The following is a 16,892-nucleotide window of genomic DNA, read 5'->3' as shown; positions in this document are numbered from 1 at the left end:
ATTAATATAGGAGAATAAAACATGGCAAATATTCCAAAATTAAAAAGAGGAGTACTCGATAGCATAACCGATGCTATTGGAAACACTCCAATTGTAAGATTGAATAATTTAACTAAAGACTTAGAAGCAGAAGTGGACGTCAAAATCGAATCATTCAACCCAACCGGAAGTGTTAAGGATAGGGTAGCGGTTGCAATGATTGAAGATGCAGAGGAAAAAGGCCTTCTCAAGCAAGGTTCAACTATCATCGAGCCTACCAGCGGCAACACCGGTATAGGTCTTGCATTTGCAGCAGCCGCCAAAGGCTACAAATTGATTTTGACCATGCCTGAGACCATGTCTGTTGAAAGAAGAAAATTCCTCAGTGTTTTAGGTGCGGAATTGGTATTGACTCCTGGTGCTGATGGTATGGGAGGAGCAATTGCAAAGGCAAATGAACTCAATGAGGAAACTCCGGATTCAATCATCTTGGGGCAATTCGACAATCCTGCAAATGTCAAAATCCATTTCGAAACTACCGCTCAGGAAATCTTTAGGGACACTGACGGCGAGGTCGATTTTGTTGTATCTGCTGCTGGAACCGGTGGAACAGCAACTGGTATCGCTAAAGGTTTAAAGGAACTTGTTCCAGATGTTAAGGTGGTTGTAGTTGAGCCAAAAGAATCACAAACACTTGGAAAAGGTGAAAAAGGACCTCATAAAATTCAGGGTATCGGTGCAGGATTTGTTCCGTCAATCTATGATGCCGATGTGATTGATGAGATTATTCCGGTTGCAAGTGAAGATGCGGGAAAAACTTTATTGAGTCTTGCTAAAGTGGAAGGTATATTTACAGGAATATCTTCTGGAGCTGCAACTTGGGCTGCTTTGGAATTGGCTAAAAGACCTGAAAATAAGGGTAAAAGAATAATAGCCATCTTACCTGATAACGGTGAAAGATATCTCTCTGTAGACTGGTTATTTGAATAAGATTAAGTATATATACCATATGTTATATAATTTAAGTATAACATATTGTGAGGTTTATCAATGTTTGACAATTTGAAGGCTGAAATTAAAGCTATTAAAGAAAAGGATCCTGCCGCAAGGTCCACATTGGAGATTTTTCTATGTTATCCCGGTTTTTGGGCCCTGTTTATGCATAGGATTAGTCATTGGCTTTGGATTCATTCTTTCAAGCTTTTGGCCCGTATGAATTCCAACTTGGCCAGATTCCTTACGGGTATTGAAATTCACCCTGGTGCAACATTTGGTAAACGAGTATTTATTGATCATGGTATGGGTGTTGTAGTCGGCGAAACCGCTATTGTTGGTGATGACGTACTGTTATACCAAGGCGTTATCCTTGGAGGAACAAGTACAGAAAAGACCAAAAGGCACCCAACTGTTGAAAAGGGAGTGATTGTCGGAGCCGGTGCCAAGGTGATGGGAAACATCACCATTGGAGAATATTCAAAAATAGGTACCGGTGCAGTTGTGCTAAAAGATGTGCCTCCTCAATCAACTTGTGTTGGTGTTCCTGGCAGAATCGTTAAACGCAGAGGCGTACGTCATGAGGAAGTTGACCTGGATCACGGCAAACTTCCGGATCCTGTTGCCGATGCAATTAGAGTAATCGAAAAGCATCTTCAGGAAAATGATAAGCGTTTCGAAATTTTATTCGAAAAGCATGAAATTTGTTTGACTGAAGATATTAGAGATGAACAAGAAGAATTAGAAGATTTATTTAAAAAAGATGGCGATTAATATGAAACCACCTTGTGAAATTGTTGTATGGTATGTAATACCGGCTATTAGATCAGAACTGGCAAAAGAGCTATTAAACTTAGGAATGAAGCAGAAAGACGTTTCAGAGCTTATGGATATTACTCAACCTGCAGTTTCTCAGTACATTACTGATAAACGTGGAAGCGGCATTAAGCTTGATGATGATGTAAGAGCAATGATTCATGAATTTGCTCGTCAGTTGTCAGAAGGTGAAGCTACCAAAGCAGATTTGATACCAAGAACCTGTAAGATTTGTAAAAATGTCAAGACTGTTGATGTTTTAGCCCAACTCAATATTGATAAATCTGAACTTGGTGAAGACTGTCAATCTTGTATGGGTTCCGAAGCAGAATAGTGAAATATTGGAAAATATAGTAAAGTATTTAAACTATTAGTTACCAATATTTTATTATACTTTTTTAGTTAGTGGCAAGTTTACCGAGTGGCTAGGTGTGTGGCTGCAGACCATAATACGGGGGTTCAAGTCCCTCACTTGCCTTTTTAATTACTTTTTTTCGAGGTTTATTCTTATGGAAGTTTATTCAACTTTAACTCGTAGTAAAGAAGATTTTAAAACATTAAATAAAAATAGAGTTAACTTATTTGTTTGTGGTCCAACTGTATATGATGATGCACATATTGGACATGGAAGAACCTACATTTCTTTTGATACAATAAAAAGATACTTGGAATACAAAGGATATGCCGTATTCTACATTCAAAATATTACTGATATCGACGATAAAATCATTAACAGATCAAAAGAAAGCGGAATTCCCGCTAATGAGTTAGCCAGAAAATTCGAAAAACGATACATTGAAGACATGAACAAATTAAATGTCAACGGCGTTAATTTATTTGCAAGAGCAACTGATCATGTTGATGAAATTTTAGACCAAATTCAAAGATTAATCGATAAGGGATTTGCCTATGAAACCGAAGACGGTGTTTACTTTGAAATTGACAAATTCCCTGAATTCGGTAAGTTATCCAACAGAAATGTTGAAGAGTTAGAATCTCACAGGGACATAGCCGAAACCACCAAGAAAAATCCACAGGATTTTGCATTATGGAAAAAACGTGTCGGAGTGGATGAGCCAACTTGGCCGTCTCCATGGGGTGACGGAAGACCTGGATGGCATATTGAAGATACAGCAATCACTGAATACTACTTCGGACCTCAATATGATGCTCACGGTGGCGGACTTGACTTGATTTTCCCTCACCATGAAGCGGAAATTACCCAAATGGAAGCTGTGTCAGGCAAAGCTCCTATGGTTGAATTCTGGTTACACACAGGATTTTTAAATGTAAACGGAGAAAAGATGTCAAAATCTTTGAATAACTTCATTACCATTCGTGAATTACTTAAGGATTATGCTGCCGAGACTTTCAGATTCTTTGTATTGTCAACACATTACAGAAGTCCGATTGACTTTTCTAAAGATTCACTTCACCAATCAGAAAGAAGTTTGGATAGAATCAGAAAATACTATGAGCAATTGGATGTTGAAGTTGGCGAAGAGGAATTTGAATGTGATGCTTTAAAACCTCACAAGGAAGAGTTCTTCAACAGCATGGATGATGACTTTAACACTCCAAAAGCTATTGCTGCCCTTTTTGGTTTAATCAATGATACTAAAAACGATTTGGATAGCTTCAGTGAATCTGATAAAATTGCAATTAAATCATTCTTGGATGATGCCGCCCATATTTTCGGTGTTAGCTTTGAAAGTGAAGAGGTAAATGCAGGATCTGATGATTTGCTTAATCTTATTTCTGAAGTAAGGTCTGAGTTAAGAGCCAACAAGCAATATGACTTGTCAGATAAAATCCGTGATAACCTACAGGCGTTAGGTTATGAAATTAATGATTAAGGGAATTTATTCTCTTCTTTTTTTATTTTTTTTCAAAAATATAACAATGTTTATATACTAAAAATAACAGATGTTATTTTTGTATAACATAAGTTATAAATCAATATCTCTACTTTTTTTTAGGTTTACCAAAACATTTATATATAAAAAATAACTATTGTTATATAGTGAATATAACACGTGATATATTTTACTGAAATTCAAAAATTAAGGTGATATTAAATGACAAATAAAAATTATGGATTAGCAACTTTAGGTGTACGCGCAGGACAAACTCCCGACCCCGCAACCGGGGCTCAGGCGGTTCCTATTTATCAGACAACTTCATATGTATTTAAAGACTCAGATGAGGCTGCAAGAAGATTCGCCCTTCAAGAATTTGGACAAATTTACTCCAGATTAACTAACCCTACCAGTGATGTATTTGAAGCAAGAATTGCTGCTATCGAAGGCGGTAACTCAGGTATTTCAACATCAAGTGGTCTTGCAGCAATTTCATATGCAATCTTAAACGTAACCGAACCTGGAGACAACATCGTATCAGCAGACAACCTTTACGGTGGAACATACCAATTGTTCAACTACACCTTCAAGGATCTCGCAAGGGAAGTCAAGTTTGTCGACTCACAGGACCTAGAAGCTTTTGAAGCGGCAATCGATGAAAAGACCAAAGCGATTTATGTTGAATCAATCGGAAACCCAAAATTGGACGTGCCTGACTTTGAAGCATTGGCAGAAATCGCACATTCACACGACATTCCATTGATTGTTGACAACACTGTGGGTGTTGGACTTGTAAGGCCTCTTGAACATGGTGCTGACGTCATTGCAGCATCCGCAACCAAATATGTCGGAGGACACGGTACTGCAATTGGAGGATACATTGTAGATTCAGGTAAATTCAACTGGGGAAACGGAAAGTTCGCAAACTTCACAAAGCCTGATCCAAGTTACCACGGATTGGTATTCTGGGATGCATTCGGTGATGTTCCTGAACTCGGAAACTTAGCATTTACCGTAAGGATAAGGGCAAGACTCTTAAGGGACTTGGGCGCAACCCAGGCACCGGTACACAGTTTCATATTCCTTCAAGGATTAGAAAGTCTAGATGTTAGGGTAAAAAGACACTCCGAAAACGCATTAAAAGTAGCACAATTCCTGGAAGCTCACCCTAAAGTCAAATGGGTAAACTATCCTGGTTTAGAATCCCACCCTACCTATGAAATCAACAAGAAATACTTGAAAGACAACTTTGCAGGTATTCTTGGTTTCGGTGTTGAAGGAGGAGAGGAAGCAGGAAGAAAAGTCATAGAAAAACTTGAACTTTTCTCAATACTTGCAAACATCGGAGATGCAAAAAGTCTTGCAATTCACCCGGCAAGTACAACACATCAACAACTAACACCTGAAGAACAGGAAGCAACAGGAGTAACTCCTGACTTCATCAGGCTTTCCATCGGTCTTGAGGATGTTAACGATTTGATTGATGATTTAAGTCAAGCACTTGACAGTATCTGAGTAAAGTAACCCTTTACTCACTTAAAATATTTATATCATAAAATTTTACTTATTAAAAAAGACAATTGGGAGATAAAGAATGTATTTGGATAACTCAGCAACTACACAAGTCAGTGAGGAAGTTTTTGAAGAAATGAAACCATATTTTACAGAAGAGTTCGGAAACCCTTCAACTCTTTATAAAATTGGTCGTGAATCAAAAAAAGCATTAAATCAGGCTCGCCAAAGAGTGGCTGATGCAATCAACGCAAAACCTGAAGAGATTATTTTCACAGGAGGAGGATCAGAATCAGATAATCTTGCCATCAAGGGTATTGCATTTAAATATCTCAACCAGGGTAAGCATATTATCACAACAGAATTTGAACATCCTGCGGTAAAGGAGACTTTAAAATTCCTGGAAACCATCGGATTTAATGTGACTTACCTGCCAGTCTATGAAAATGGTATCATCAAGGTTGAGGATTTGAAGGATGCAATAACTGAGGATACAATTTTAATCACAATTATGCATGGTAACAATGAAATAGGTACAGTTCAGCCTATTGAAGAGATTGGTAAAATCGCCCGTGAAAAAGGAATCACATTCCACACTGATGCGGTTCAAACCTTCGGTAAAATCGAAGTGGATGTTGAGAAATTAAATGTGGACATGCTATCTTTATCTTCTCATAAAATCAACGGACCAAAAGGTGTTGGAGCATTATACATCAAGAAAGGAACCCGTGTCATCCCATTGATACATGGGGGCGGTCAGGAAAGAGGAATCAGGGCAGGTACTGAAAATGTTGCTGGTATTGTAGGATTTGGAAAAGCCTGTGAGCTTGCATCTGAAAAATTGGAGGAACATTTCGAAAAATTGTCCTCAATCAGGGACGAGCTGATTGAAAAGGTTCTAAGCACAATTCCGGAATCCTATGTAAACGGGGATATGGAGAAAAGGCTTCCAAACCTTGTCAACTTCAGATTCAAAGCAATTGAAGGGGAATCATTGATTCTTCTATTGGATGCAAAAGGATATCAGGCTTCAACAGGTTCAGCATGCTCATCAAATAAGCTGGAGGCATCACCTGTCCTCACTGCACTGGGCCTTGATCCGGTTGATGTTCATGGGTCCCTTAGGATTTCCCTTGCTCCTGAAAGCGATGCATTTGATGTTGACGAATTTGTGGAAACTGTTTCTGGGGCTGTTTCAAGACTCAGGGAAATGTCCCCTCTATGGAATCAGGAACTTGATTATGATAATGTAATGTGTAAAAAGCACAGCGATACTTGTAAGAGGTGTTAATAATGGATTATTCAGAAAAAGTAATGGATCACTTTGCAAACCCTAGAAACTGCAGAAAAATGGAAGATGCAAATGGGGTTGGAACTGTGGGAAACCCAACCTGCGGAGATTTGATGACAATTTACATTAAGGTCAATGATGATGATGTCATTGAAGACATTTCATTCCAGACATTCGGCTGCGGGGCAGCTATTGCAACAAGCAGTATGATAACCGAGATAGCTGTTGGCAAAACTGTTGATGAGGCTTTAAAAATATCAAGAAATGATGTTGCTGAAGAATTGGATGGTCTTCCACCTGTAAAGATGCACTGTTCAAACCTTGCTGCAGATGGCCTTCAGGCAGCTATTGAAAACTATAGGGAAAACAATCAATAATAATATATACTTTGTTAAATAAATTATCTTTACCAAATAAGGAGATGTTTTATTATGGCAAAAATATTAAAATGTGATGACTGTGGAAGTATTATCCAAGTTTTAGTCGAAGATGATGGAGACACATGTGATTCTCACATGCTCGCTATCCCTGTACAAACTGAAGGAGAAAAAGCTCCTAAACACAAACCTGTAGTTGAAATCGACGGAGACAAAGTAACTGTAAAAGTCGGTGAAGCTGCTCACCCAATGGATGATGACCACTACATCCAATTTTTAGTTGTTGAAGCAGGTGCTGAACAATACGCAAAATGCTTTAAACCTGGTGATGTTGCAGAAGCAACATTTACTGTAAACTCAACTGATGATGTTAAAGCATTAGCATTCTGTAACCTACACGGACTCTGGTCCAGCGAATAAGTTTAAAAATATATTTTTTAAACTTCCTTATTTTTTTTTGATAAAAAATTTTAATAATATCTTTTTATATACTTTATAATGTGTCTAGTTATATTAAATTAATAATTTTTATTGTAGTTTTACTTTTAATCTCTGTAGCTATTGTTTATGTTGACAGTTCATTAGATAACATTAATGAATCCATGCCTAAGATTAGTGACAGCATTGTTCAGGGAGATAAGGATTACAATGAATCCGTTGATTTGTTGAATACCAAATATTTTGAGCAATCAAGGGAAAAAGCAATATCTGCTGAGGAAAATTATAATGATAGTTTGCATAGTCTGCAAAGCATCAAGGATAAATATTATAAGGACTTGAATGAGGTTCACCAAGACTACATTGACACAACCATCAACGAATTGGAACTTAAATTAAAAGCCGTTAGCAATTTAAAGGATGCAATATACTATTTGGAGATGTATGAAAACTATACTGGGTCAGCTTATGGAAGCGACGCAAACGAGATAATGTATGATGCATTGAACTATCAGAATGAAAGAAATGAAATTGTCCAGAATAATTCAGAATTATTTAATTAGACAGGTGTTTAAATGAAAACAAAATGTCCGAAATGTAAAGGAATAGGTTCAGTTGTAGTGGACTATAAGGAATGTGATGCCTGTGGCGGAACAGGTTATGAAGATGATGTTTTTGATATAGGAAGTCATTTTAAGGGCGTAAACAGTAAAGCACGTGATAAATTTGACCTTGGAGGTGAAGAGGACATTCCATGTGAAGTGTGCAATGGAAAAGGGCAAGTGGAAGTTTATGAAGAGTGCCCTCAATGTCATGGAACAGGTCAAATCAATGTATGCCGTGACTGTGGAAAAATACTTGATGAGAAATATGATTTATGTCATGAATGCGGTGAAAAAAGAAAGGCTGAGAAAATGAAGCACGATGAATTTGAAGCTAGAAGAAAACAGGCCCGTGATGTATATGTTTTGGATTCAATATGCACTATGAATGATATTGATAGGGATAAACTATACAAAGGAAAGATCACAAGGATAGAAAGATATGGTGCATTTATTTCTCTAAACAATAATGTTTGGGGACTTATGAGAGGCGATGTGTCTGAATATAATGTTGGTGAGGAAATAATTGTATTTGTCACTTCAATCAAATCAAGAGAAGGAAAAATCGATTTTGCACCGGCTTATGTTGAGTCATATAATCTTAAAAGGCTCACCAAATCAATTCCAAGAACACTTATTTCTCAATTGGATGAAAATAAGGGCAAGATTGTCAGGATTGACGGTGAAGTGCAGCAAATCCAGCAAACATCAGGCCCAACAATTTTTATCATTAATGATGAGACAGGCACTACTGAAATTGCCGCTTTTGATAAGGCTGGTGAGAGGTCATATCCTGAAATTGAGTTGAATGATGCGGTTCAGGTCATCGGTGAAGTTAATGAACATGGCGGAAAGACACAAATTGAGTCATCTTCAATGATAAAGCTTGATGAGGAAAGCACACTCCAGCTACATAGATTGATTGACGATGCATTAAACAGGAAGGCCAGACCTCAAGAGGTTGATTTCTTGGTCAAAAGTGATGTTTTAAACAGGCTCAGACCAAAGATGTATGAAGCCGCTCAAAGAATCAGAAGAGCAATACTTGACGGAAGAACAATACTTCTCAGACACCACAATGATGCGGACGGTATCGTTTCAGGTGTTGCAATGGAAAAGGCTATTGTGCCATTGATACAGGAGATAAATCCAAGCAATGATGCTGAATACTATTACTTTAAAAGGTCACCGAGCAAAGCGCCATTTTATGAGCTTGAGGATGTTGTTAAGGACTTGTCATTTGCCCTTGAAGACCAGGAAAGGCATGGACAAAAATTGCCTTTAATCGTATTGTTGGACAACGGTTCAACTGAAGAGGATATTGTGGCATTGATGCAAGCGAAAATATATGACATTGAAGTCGTTGTAATAGATCATCACTCCCCTGGAGATTTGCTCACTAAAGATGAAAGGGATGGTGAAATATACGGTGCAACAGTGGCGGTTGATGAATATGTGGACACACATGTTAATCCGTACCTTGTAGGTGGGGATTCACAGTTGACTGCAGGATGTCTTGCGACTGAAGTGGCACATATCATAAATCCTGATGTTGAAGAGCTAATCAAGCATCTGCCTGCCATTGCATCCTTGGGGGACCGTGCTGAATGCGGTGAAACCTATCAGTATCTAAAGCTCGCTGCACAAAAAGGATTTAGCCAGGAACATCTTTCAAAAGTTGCTGAGTGTGTTGATTTTGAAGCGTACTTCCTAAGATTTATGAATGGAAGAGGAATAATGGATACCATTCTCGCAGTGGACAATCTTGACAAGCACAGAAAGATGATCGATGCATTATACAGAGAATATCAAAAGAGGATTGACACCCAGCTTAGGGCTGCACTTCCAAACATTAAAAGGACACAACTTGAAAACGGAATTTACTTCAATCTTCTTGATGTTGAAAAGTTCGCACATAAATTCACATTCCCGGCACCTGGGAAAACCTGCGGATTTGTGCATGACCATGTCATAAAGGAGCTTGGTGAAGACAAGCCTATAGTGACATTAGGCCACGGTCCTGATTTTGGAGTATTTAGAGCAACTGATGCAGTAAACGAACAGTATGGATTCAATGTGAATGAGATTGTAGCTAAAATGATAGAAAAAGTGCCTCAAGCAGGTGTAGATGGTGGAGGTCACGAATGTGCAGGATCCATCAAATACATTGAAGGCCTGGGCCAAGAGGTATTGTATAAGGTTGTAGAGGAAATACAATCATTATCTCGAAAAGGATAATATGGAATCAAAGAATTATTGTAGAATTTGCGGTCATAGAATACTGCCAAATGAACCTTATTGTATTGGTTGTGGCCATAAAACAGGTTTTGATGCAAATAATGCCTCTCCTGTTTTGATTCCCCCAGTACACAATATAGGTTTTTTTAATTTTCAAATAGACTTTTCACCATATATTAACACAAAAAATGATTTCAAATATGAAATATGCTCCTGCGGCTATTTGAATGACATCAACAATGAGTATTGCTATATGTGCGGAGCAAAAAGGTCACAGAGCAGGCTTTCAAAAATCTTTAAAAGAGATTCTAAACCTAAATTTTCCGTTGACAATGTTCTGTGTGAATGCGGGGCGGTCAACTCAAGGGAAAACATATTCTGTGAAATGTGCGGAAAACAACTGCAGGAGGAGGAAGTTAGGTCAAACGATAACTACAGCAATTTCAATAGGGAATTTGATGATTCGATTTTTTGCTTTTGCGGTGAGGAAAACGAAAAATTCTCACAGTTTTGCCGCAACTGCGGGCTCCCATTAGTCAATTATGGTAATTTGGGGCAAATTGCAATTTTATGCACCTGCTCCACCCTAAATGAAGTAACATCCGATTTTTGTATTGAATGCGGCAATAATCTGAAAAAACTGGATACTAAAATCGTCTGCATTTGTGGTCATAAGAATCATAAGCATCTAAAATTCTGTGAAAACTGTGAAAGACCATTAAATCCTCAGAGAAATGTAAAAACAAGATTAGTTTGCTCATGTGGTGAAATATTAACTTGGGACAGTGATTTCTGTCCAAATTGCGGTAAAAATATTAGGAGAAGAATATCTCAAAAAAATTCAATCAATTCAACTGTTAAAAGTCTTAAAGACATGTTTAGGTAGGGATGAACATGAAGGCCTGTGATATTTGTGGAACTCTAAATCTTAAAGAAAATAATTATTGCACCCATTGTGGCAACAAATTGATACTGGAACACATCTGTCCGTTTTGCGGTGAAAACAATTCGGATTTTGCCGTCTATTGTGCCAAATGTAAAAGTCAAATCAACCCAATCCGCATTGAAGACTTTGAAACACTATTTTCAGAATTCAATCAGAACCTTCTGCAGAATGCTCAGATTTCTGATGAGCAATACCATCAAATTCTATCCACTATCTTTATTAGGGCGGATTATTTTGACGTTTGGGGAGATACCGTAAAAAATAAGATTTTAAACCTGGCTTCTGTTTTTACCGAATGCAATCCCAAGGCAAGGGGTTATGAGAGAGGTTTCATATTTGTCGGCAATGGAATTTATTATGATGACAGATTAGAGGATTCAATCCAAATTGCCACAATCATTCATGAATTGGCTCATTTTTTATTATTTACAATTATTGAAAGTTTATTATGTCATATTCTTAAGGTTAACTCTTCTTCCACTCTTCAAAGTTTTGTATGGTACTTTTTAACTCGTCCTGAATTCAAAATCATGAATGAGTACTGTGCACATACTGTTGAGGGAAGGTTCATTCCATATGGCCATCAAAATTACGGATCTTTCAATGTATTGGCTGAAAGCTATGGATTTGATGATGAATCGTTAGACAGCATGATAATATTGGGCAATTCATTTGCTAATGAGATAATAGTCTATTTGGAAAAATATATTGACGAGGAGCTAAGAAACGAAATAAAACTCCAGTACAAAAAAGATTTAATTCAGCCAACATATGAATCCATTTTTAAAGAGACAACCAATAGTTTCTCATTGGATGTTAAAAATAGTATTTTATTAAAAACGTTGTATGATGTTTTAAAAGAAGTTTTGGATAATGAAGATATAAGTGAATTAGAAAGTATAAGAGAGAGTATAGAATTGGGTTAATTATTCTTCTTTTTGCTCTTTCTCTTTAATAGTTTCTAATACATCTTTACCGGTATCGGTTAATCTGTATAATCTTCCTTTACGGGCTTCTTCATTAATGCATTCAACAATTTCTTTGCTTTTTAATTCGCTTAGAACTTTTGAAATATGATTTGTTCTAATCCCACTGTCTTTAGCAATGTTTGTTGGTATTTTAACATCGTCACCAATTGACTTTAATGTTTTTTCTCGGTATTTTGAGATTTGAACATATGAAGTCAGCTTCAAAAGTTCATCACTATCTTTTACCATAATAAAATATATAGTCTTTATGATATAAAATATTTTATAACATTGTATGTTTAATTTAAACACTTCTTAGATTACTATATATTTGATAATTAACTTCATATATGTGGTGTGTTAAATTAATAAACATAACAATAGTTTTGTTCAGTTGATTAAAATGAAATGTAATAAGTGTGGACAAGAAAATAAGCCTGAGGCTAAATTTTGCACAAAATGTGGAAAACCGTTATCCGCTCCAGTTCAAAGTGAGGCTACTACTTCCAGCAATAATTCTAAAGTCGTCATTATCGCTTTGGTTGTTGTTATTATAATGTTGGTTGGAGTTATCGGTTATTTTGCATCAAATACTGGTACTGTTGCTGATGATGCCAGTTCACAGAGTAGTGCAGATTCCGACAAAGTTCAGTCTGAAGATGAGTCTGATGATAATTCCGATTCTGAAAAGACAACAACCCCTGTATCTTCTTCAAAAACATCTAGTTCGTCTGAAAGTAATTCCAAAGAATGGGTATGTATAGGAAGTTATTCCGGTTCAGGAACAGGTTCTGAAACCATTAAGGTTCCTGAAGGTAAAATAAAAGTGGAACTTTCTGCATATCCGATTTTAAATTATGCAACAAACCATTTATATGTATCCGGTACAAATGGTGAGTCTGGTGGAGTGGATTGGGGTTCAACAAGTGCTGTTGAAACAAGATCTGATTCATTCGAATTCGATTCAAATTCTGAAGAGGAATTTACAATAGACTACTATGAGACTGTTAGTTGGGAAGTTTATTTCTATAGATATCAATAAGTGATTTATAATCACTTATCTTATTTTTTTTTGACAAATTTTTAAATATATAAAATAATAAAATAATTACTATGTTTTTTGATTTAAATATTAAAGGCGGTAGCTTAGAAAATAATATTAAATTGGCTAAGCAGGCTTCCGAGTATGGATGGGAGCACATTAATTTTTCATACAATCAAAATGATTTTAAAGATGCCTTGAATTTAAAAGATGACTTAAAAGATGATTTAAACGGCATAATTGATTTTGATTATACTTTAGAGATTAAATCAACAAACATTAATGAAATTAGAAAGGCGACAAATAAATTCCGGCAAAAAGCATCATGCATTTCTGTAATTGGTGGAGATTTGAAGGTCAACAGGGCAGTTTTGGAAAATGTTAAAATCGATGTACTGTCAAGACCTTATTTAAAAAGATACGATTCAGGCATAAATCATATTCTTGCAAAGGAGGCTCTACGCAATGATGTTGCCATTGAACTATCTTTCAGGGATATTCTAAAAAGTTATTTGGCGCCGAGATCAAAAATCATTTCAAATTTCAGGGACATTTACACCTTATACAGAAAGTTTGATTTTCCATTAATCTTATCATCAGGAGCGGAATCTATTTTTGAAATTAAAACAACTCATGATTTTGTTTCTGTTTTCAAGCAAACAGGATTGGAGGATGATGAAATAAACAAGTCATTCCTGACTTCTGAAAATATACTTAAATTCAATAAGGACAGAGGAGACCTGATTTTTAAAGGTGTTAGGAGGGTAAACGATGAAGCTTAAGGTTTTGCCACCCACTCTCAGAAAGAACAACAGATATCTCACATTGGATATTAAGGCTGCATCTCCAATCACAAAAGACGAATTGGTAAACCTGATTTGGGATACATGTATTCGCTTTCAGGGAGAATGCATGACTTCTAATTTTAATTTATGGGTCATGAAATTTTATGAAATGGAAAAGACCGATGAATATCTTCATTATAAAGCCATTGTCAGATGTCAAAGGGATTTCACTGAAAATGTGCGATCTTCCCTTGCTTTAACCTATAAGTATAACGGCAATGTCATTTCAATATCAACCATCGGATTGTCCGGAACCATAAGTGCCTCTCAAAAATACATTTAATTACTTTTTGTTATTTTAAAATAGAAAACTTTATAAATAAATATAATTATAAATATCAATTGGATTTATGGAAAAAAAGAATAAAAAATATTTTAATTCACTACAGATTTGTGATTAGAATTAAAATTTGCCTTTTCATGGAAGATTTGGTTTTATTTTTTTTAAGTTGTCGAATATAAAATTAATATTTATAAAAATATGAGGTATTAATATGCAACCTTTACAAAATGCTGGATATGACAGGGCTATTACTGTATTTAGCCCAGATGGAAGACTTTTCCAAGTAGAATATGCAAGAGAAGCTGTTAAAAGAGGAACTACATCTATTGGTGTAAAAAGTTCAGAAGGTATTGTTTTAGCTGTTGACAAAAGAACTACTTCAAAATTAGTTGAAGCCTCATCTATCGAAAAGATATTCAAAATAGATGAACATATTGGAGCAGCTACTTCAGGTCTTGTTGCTGATGCAAGGGCATTGGTTGAAAGGGCAAGAGTTGAAGCACAAATCAACAAAATCACCTATAGTGAACCTATTCGTGTAACCAGCTTATCTAAGAAATTATGTGATATGCTACAGTTATATACCCAGAATGGTGGAGTAAGGCCATTCGGTTCTGCTTTAATCATTGGTGGAATATATAACGGCAGATGTAAACTGTTCGAAACAGATCCTAGTGGAGCTTTAATTGAATACAAGGCAACTGCTATCGGTTCTGGTAGAAATGCTGCAATGGATATTTTTGAAGAAAAATATGAAGATGACTTATCATTGGAAGGAGCTATTGAACTAGCATTAACTGCTATCAATGAAGCTACTGATCATGAAACCACTTCAAACAATGTCGAAATCGCAGTCATTAAGATTGAAGATGAAAAGTACGTAAAACTTTCTCAAGATGAAGTACAGGAATATATAGACAAAGTACTTCCTGATGAAGAGGAAGAAGAAGAAACTGAAAGCGAAGAGTCTGAAGAGGATTCAGAAGAAGAATAATTATTTTCTAATTGACTAGTTAGGGGATGCTTTGATGGTAAATGTTGATGAAGCTATAATTGCTAAATATGAGTACTCAGGAGAACATTTTGAAATATTGGTTGACCCTGATTTAGCAGCAGATTTTCGAAATCCTGATGGGCCAGATGTTGCCATCGAAGATCTTTTAGCTGTTGAAGAAATTTTTAAAGACTCTAAAAAAGGAGATAAGGCTTCTGATGAAGCTATGAACAAGATATTTGAAACCACTGATCCTATTGAAGTTTCCAAGATTATACTTGAAAAGGGAACTGTTCAATTAACTGCGGAACAAAAGAGAAAAATGCAGGAGGATAAAAGAAAACTGGTTATAAATAAGATTGCTAAAGAAGCGATAAATCCTCAAAATGGCTTGCCTCATCCTGTTCAAAGGATTGAAAATGCGTGCGATGAGGCCAAAGTCAAATTTGATCCGTTCACATCAGTGGACCAACAAGTCCAATCTGCTCTCAAATCCATTAAACCACTTATACCAATCAGATTTGAAAAGGTTAAAGTTGCTGTCAGACTTCCGGGTTCTGCAGCTGGTGGAGCCTATAATGTTATTCATGGATTTGGGCAAATAATCAATGAGGAATGGCAGCAGGACGGTTCTTGGATTGGCATTGTAGAGATGCCAGGGGGTCTTCAAAATTCTTTTGCTTCAAAGATGGCTGAAATTTCAGGCGGAGAGGCAGAAACTAGAACTATAAAATAAATTCATATTTATAGGGATTATTATGATACATGTGGAAAATAAAGATTTAGTTATTCCAGGTCAAATATTGGCCGATGACGAATACTATTCAGGAAGAGGTACCTTTAAAGAAAACGGTAAGATTTGTTCTTCTTTATTGGGACGTGTTTCTTTAAGGAATAAAAAGATTAGGGTTATTCCTTTAAAAAGCAAATATGTTCCTAAGAAAGGGGATGTTGTAATTGGTAAAATCAAGGATGTCAGATTCTCAATGTGGGATGTAGACATTAATTCACCATATTCCGGAATTTTACCTGCCTTTGAAGTGTTTGGTCGTGAGAAAAAAGAGCTCAACAAAGTATATGATGTTGGGGATGTGCTATTTTTAAGAGTTGTCGATGTTGATGAAATCAAAAAGGCAAAACTCGGTTTAAAAGGTAGAGGAATGGGTAAATTCAAAGGAGGAATTATTGTAGACATTGCTCCAACCAAGGTTCCTAGATTAATCGGTAAAAAAGGCTCAATGATTAACATGATTAAGGACAAAACCAAATGTAAAATCGTTGTTGGTCAAAATGGTCTTGTATGGGTTAAAGGTAACGAAGATATGGAACAACTTACCCGTGAGATAATTCATTTGATTGAGGCTGAAGCTCATACTTCTGGTTTAACAAATAAAATCAAAAACAAATTATACCTTGCTATCGACGGTGAATTGCCACCTGAAGAGGTTGAGGAAACCGAAGAGGAATTTGTTTTAGAAAAACCTAAACTTCAAAACTTTAAAGAAGAGTTAGAACAAGAAGAAAAAGAAGAAATGGAAGCTGAGGAAAAAGCAGCTGAAGAAGAAAAAGAGAAAAAAGAAAAACCAGATATTGGTGAAGTTATAGAAGAATTCAAAAGAAAAAATAAAAGTAAAGATGGTTCATTATCCTATAGTGATAACTCAAACAATTCTTTCATACTAAATAACAAATAATTCTTCACATTTATG

General features: G+C 36.2%; 19 protein-coding genes and 1 tRNA gene. 19 read left to right on the top strand and 1 reads right to left on the bottom strand.

Annotation, left to right across the window (positions count from 1 at the left end):
* Positions 1 to 21 precede the first annotated feature (21 nt).
* From cysK to E7Z79_RS02600, 13 genes are all read left to right on the top strand, one after another.
* Entirely contained in the window at positions 22 to 969 is a 948-nt protein-coding gene (gene cysK, locus E7Z79_RS02660) for a cysteine synthase A (RefSeq protein ID WP_303738434.1), read from the top strand.
* Between the two features lie 60 nt (positions 970 to 1,029).
* Positions 1,030 to 1,746 (top strand): serine O-acetyltransferase, encoded by a 717-nt coding sequence (cysE, locus tag E7Z79_RS02655; RefSeq protein WP_296782957.1) that lies wholly within the window; start codon positions 1,030 to 1,032, stop codon positions 1,744 to 1,746.
* A 1-nt stretch (position 1,747) separates the two neighbouring features.
* A complete protein-coding gene (locus tag E7Z79_RS02650; protein ID WP_303738433.1) occupies positions 1,748 to 2,122 on the top strand; it encodes a transcriptional regulator in 375 nt (124 codons plus the stop codon).
* A gap of 73 nt (positions 2,123 to 2,195) precedes the next feature.
* Positions 2,196 to 2,266: transfer RNA gene (locus E7Z79_RS02645), tRNA-Cys, on the top strand.
* Positions 2,267 to 2,297: 31 nt separating this feature from the next.
* The gene (gene cysS / locus E7Z79_RS02640; protein WP_303738432.1) at positions 2,298 to 3,644 is read left to right on the top strand and encodes a cysteine--tRNA ligase; all 1,347 of its coding nucleotides are present in this window, start codon (positions 2,298 to 2,300) and stop codon (positions 3,642 to 3,644) included.
* Positions 3,645 to 3,866: 222 nt separating this feature from the next.
* Complete coding sequence (locus E7Z79_RS02635) at positions 3,867 to 5,162, top strand: O-acetylhomoserine aminocarboxypropyltransferase/cysteine synthase family protein (protein ID WP_303738431.1); 1,296 nt, start codon at positions 3,867 to 3,869, stop codon at positions 5,160 to 5,162.
* A 79-nt stretch (positions 5,163 to 5,241) separates the two neighbouring features.
* On the top strand, positions 5,242 to 6,450 hold the full coding sequence (gene nifS, locus E7Z79_RS02630) for a cysteine desulfurase NifS (protein WP_303738430.1): 1,209 nt from the start codon (positions 5,242 to 5,244) through the stop codon (positions 6,448 to 6,450).
* Between the two features lie 2 nt (positions 6,451 to 6,452).
* Positions 6,453 to 6,827 carry a Fe-S cluster assembly scaffold protein NifU gene (nifU, locus tag E7Z79_RS02625; protein WP_303738429.1) on the top strand — a complete coding sequence of 125 codons (375 nt, stop codon included), beginning with the start codon at positions 6,453 to 6,455 and terminating at the stop codon, positions 6,825 to 6,827.
* 54 nt (positions 6,828 to 6,881) lie between these two features.
* Entirely contained in the window at positions 6,882 to 7,247 is a 366-nt protein-coding gene (locus E7Z79_RS02620; protein ID WP_303738428.1) for a desulfoferrodoxin family protein, read from the top strand.
* Positions 7,248 to 7,327: 80 nt separating this feature from the next.
* Positions 7,328 to 7,828, top strand: coding sequence for a hypothetical protein (locus E7Z79_RS02615; protein ID WP_303738427.1), 501 nt, complete (start codon positions 7,328 to 7,330; stop codon positions 7,826 to 7,828).
* Between the two features lie 12 nt (positions 7,829 to 7,840).
* The gene (locus E7Z79_RS02610) at positions 7,841 to 10,105 is read left to right on the top strand and encodes a DHH family phosphoesterase (protein ID WP_303738426.1); all 2,265 of its coding nucleotides are present in this window, start codon (positions 7,841 to 7,843) and stop codon (positions 10,103 to 10,105) included.
* A 1-nt stretch (position 10,106) separates the two neighbouring features.
* On the top strand, positions 10,107 to 10,991 hold the full coding sequence (locus E7Z79_RS02605) for a zinc ribbon domain-containing protein (protein ID WP_303738425.1): 885 nt from the start codon (positions 10,107 to 10,109) through the stop codon (positions 10,989 to 10,991).
* An 8-nt stretch (positions 10,992 to 10,999) separates the two neighbouring features.
* On the top strand, positions 11,000 to 11,977 hold the full coding sequence (locus E7Z79_RS02600; RefSeq protein ID WP_303738424.1) for a zinc ribbon domain-containing protein: 978 nt from the start codon (positions 11,000 to 11,002) through the stop codon (positions 11,975 to 11,977).
* Here the strand turns inward: E7Z79_RS02600 and E7Z79_RS02595 are convergent, their stop codons facing one another.
* Positions 11,978 to 12,268, bottom strand: coding sequence for a winged helix-turn-helix domain-containing protein (locus E7Z79_RS02595; protein WP_303738423.1), 291 nt, complete (start codon positions 12,266 to 12,268; stop codon positions 11,978 to 11,980).
* Between the two features lie 154 nt (positions 12,269 to 12,422).
* Between E7Z79_RS02595 and E7Z79_RS02590 the strand changes: the two genes are divergently transcribed.
* The 6 genes from E7Z79_RS02590 (at position 12,423) to rrp4 (ending at position 16,877) form a co-directional block, all read left to right on the top strand.
* Positions 12,423 to 13,061 (top strand): zinc ribbon domain-containing protein, encoded by a 639-nt coding sequence (locus E7Z79_RS02590; RefSeq protein ID WP_303738422.1) that lies wholly within the window; start codon positions 12,423 to 12,425, stop codon positions 13,059 to 13,061.
* A 71-nt stretch (positions 13,062 to 13,132) separates the two neighbouring features.
* A complete protein-coding gene (gene rnp3, locus E7Z79_RS02585) occupies positions 13,133 to 13,843 on the top strand; it encodes a ribonuclease P protein component 3 (RefSeq protein WP_303738421.1) in 711 nt (236 codons plus the stop codon).
* Entirely contained in the window at positions 13,833 to 14,189 is a 357-nt protein-coding gene (locus E7Z79_RS02580) for an Rpp14/Pop5 family protein (protein ID WP_303738420.1), read from the top strand. The genes rnp3 and E7Z79_RS02580 overlap by 11 nt, the downstream gene beginning before the upstream one ends.
* 211 nt (positions 14,190 to 14,400) lie before the next feature.
* Positions 14,401 to 15,183 carry an archaeal proteasome endopeptidase complex subunit alpha gene (psmA, locus tag E7Z79_RS02575; protein ID WP_303738419.1) on the top strand — a complete coding sequence of 261 codons (783 nt, stop codon included), beginning with the start codon at positions 14,401 to 14,403 and terminating at the stop codon, positions 15,181 to 15,183.
* Positions 15,184 to 15,217: 34 nt separating this feature from the next.
* Entirely contained in the window at positions 15,218 to 15,919 is a 702-nt protein-coding gene (locus E7Z79_RS02570) for a ribosome assembly factor SBDS (RefSeq protein WP_303738418.1), read from the top strand.
* Positions 15,920 to 15,941: 22 nt separating this feature from the next.
* Positions 15,942 to 16,877, top strand: a complete 936-nt coding sequence (gene rrp4, locus E7Z79_RS02565; RefSeq protein ID WP_303738417.1) for an exosome complex RNA-binding protein Rrp4 — start codon at positions 15,942 to 15,944, stop codon at positions 16,875 to 16,877.
* Positions 16,878 to 16,892: the final 15 nt, after the last annotated feature.

The sequence above is a fragment of the Methanobrevibacter thaueri genome (genome assembly GCF_015062905.1).
Taxonomy (GTDB): Archaea; Methanobacteriota; Methanobacteria; order Methanobacteriales; family Methanobacteriaceae; genus Methanocatella; species Methanocatella thaueri_A.
Note: the sequence above shows the minus strand (reverse complement) of the source record. Positions and strands in the feature narration are given on the sequence as shown.

Excerpts from the sequence above, each read along its gene's own strand:
- cysK (WP_303738434.1), top strand. The coding sequence starts at position 22 with ATGGCAAATATTCCAAAATTAAAAAGAGGAGTACTCGATAGCATAACC.
- cysE (WP_296782957.1), top strand. The coding sequence starts at position 1,030 with ATGTTTGACAATTTGAAGGCTGAAATTAAAGCTATTAAAGAAAAGGAT.
- E7Z79_RS02650 (WP_303738433.1), top strand. The coding sequence starts at position 1,748 with ATGAAACCACCTTGTGAAATTGTTGTATGGTATGTAATACCGGCTATT.
- cysS (WP_303738432.1), top strand. The coding sequence starts at position 2,298 with ATGGAAGTTTATTCAACTTTAACTCGTAGTAAAGAAGATTTTAAAACA.
- E7Z79_RS02635 (WP_303738431.1), top strand. The coding sequence starts at position 3,867 with ATGACAAATAAAAATTATGGATTAGCAACTTTAGGTGTACGCGCAGGA.
- nifS (WP_303738430.1), top strand. The coding sequence starts at position 5,242 with ATGTATTTGGATAACTCAGCAACTACACAAGTCAGTGAGGAAGTTTTT.
- nifU (WP_303738429.1), top strand. The coding sequence starts at position 6,453 with ATGGATTATTCAGAAAAAGTAATGGATCACTTTGCAAACCCTAGAAAC.
- E7Z79_RS02620 (WP_303738428.1), top strand. The coding sequence starts at position 6,882 with ATGGCAAAAATATTAAAATGTGATGACTGTGGAAGTATTATCCAAGTT.
- E7Z79_RS02610 (WP_303738426.1), top strand. The coding sequence starts at position 7,841 with ATGAAAACAAAATGTCCGAAATGTAAAGGAATAGGTTCAGTTGTAGTG.
- E7Z79_RS02605 (WP_303738425.1), top strand. The coding sequence starts at position 10,107 with ATGGAATCAAAGAATTATTGTAGAATTTGCGGTCATAGAATACTGCCA.
- E7Z79_RS02600 (WP_303738424.1), top strand. The coding sequence starts at position 11,000 with ATGAAGGCCTGTGATATTTGTGGAACTCTAAATCTTAAAGAAAATAAT.
- E7Z79_RS02595 (WP_303738423.1), bottom strand. The coding sequence starts at position 12,268 with ATGGTAAAAGATAGTGATGAACTTTTGAAGCTGACTTCATATGTTCAA.
- E7Z79_RS02590 (WP_303738422.1), top strand. The coding sequence starts at position 12,423 with ATGAAATGTAATAAGTGTGGACAAGAAAATAAGCCTGAGGCTAAATTT.
- rnp3 (WP_303738421.1), top strand. The coding sequence starts at position 13,133 with ATGTTTTTTGATTTAAATATTAAAGGCGGTAGCTTAGAAAATAATATT.
- E7Z79_RS02580 (WP_303738420.1), top strand. The coding sequence starts at position 13,833 with ATGAAGCTTAAGGTTTTGCCACCCACTCTCAGAAAGAACAACAGATAT.
- psmA (WP_303738419.1), top strand. The coding sequence starts at position 14,401 with ATGCAACCTTTACAAAATGCTGGATATGACAGGGCTATTACTGTATTT.
- E7Z79_RS02570 (WP_303738418.1), top strand. The coding sequence starts at position 15,218 with ATGGTAAATGTTGATGAAGCTATAATTGCTAAATATGAGTACTCAGGA.
- rrp4 (WP_303738417.1), top strand. The coding sequence starts at position 15,942 with ATGATACATGTGGAAAATAAAGATTTAGTTATTCCAGGTCAAATATTG.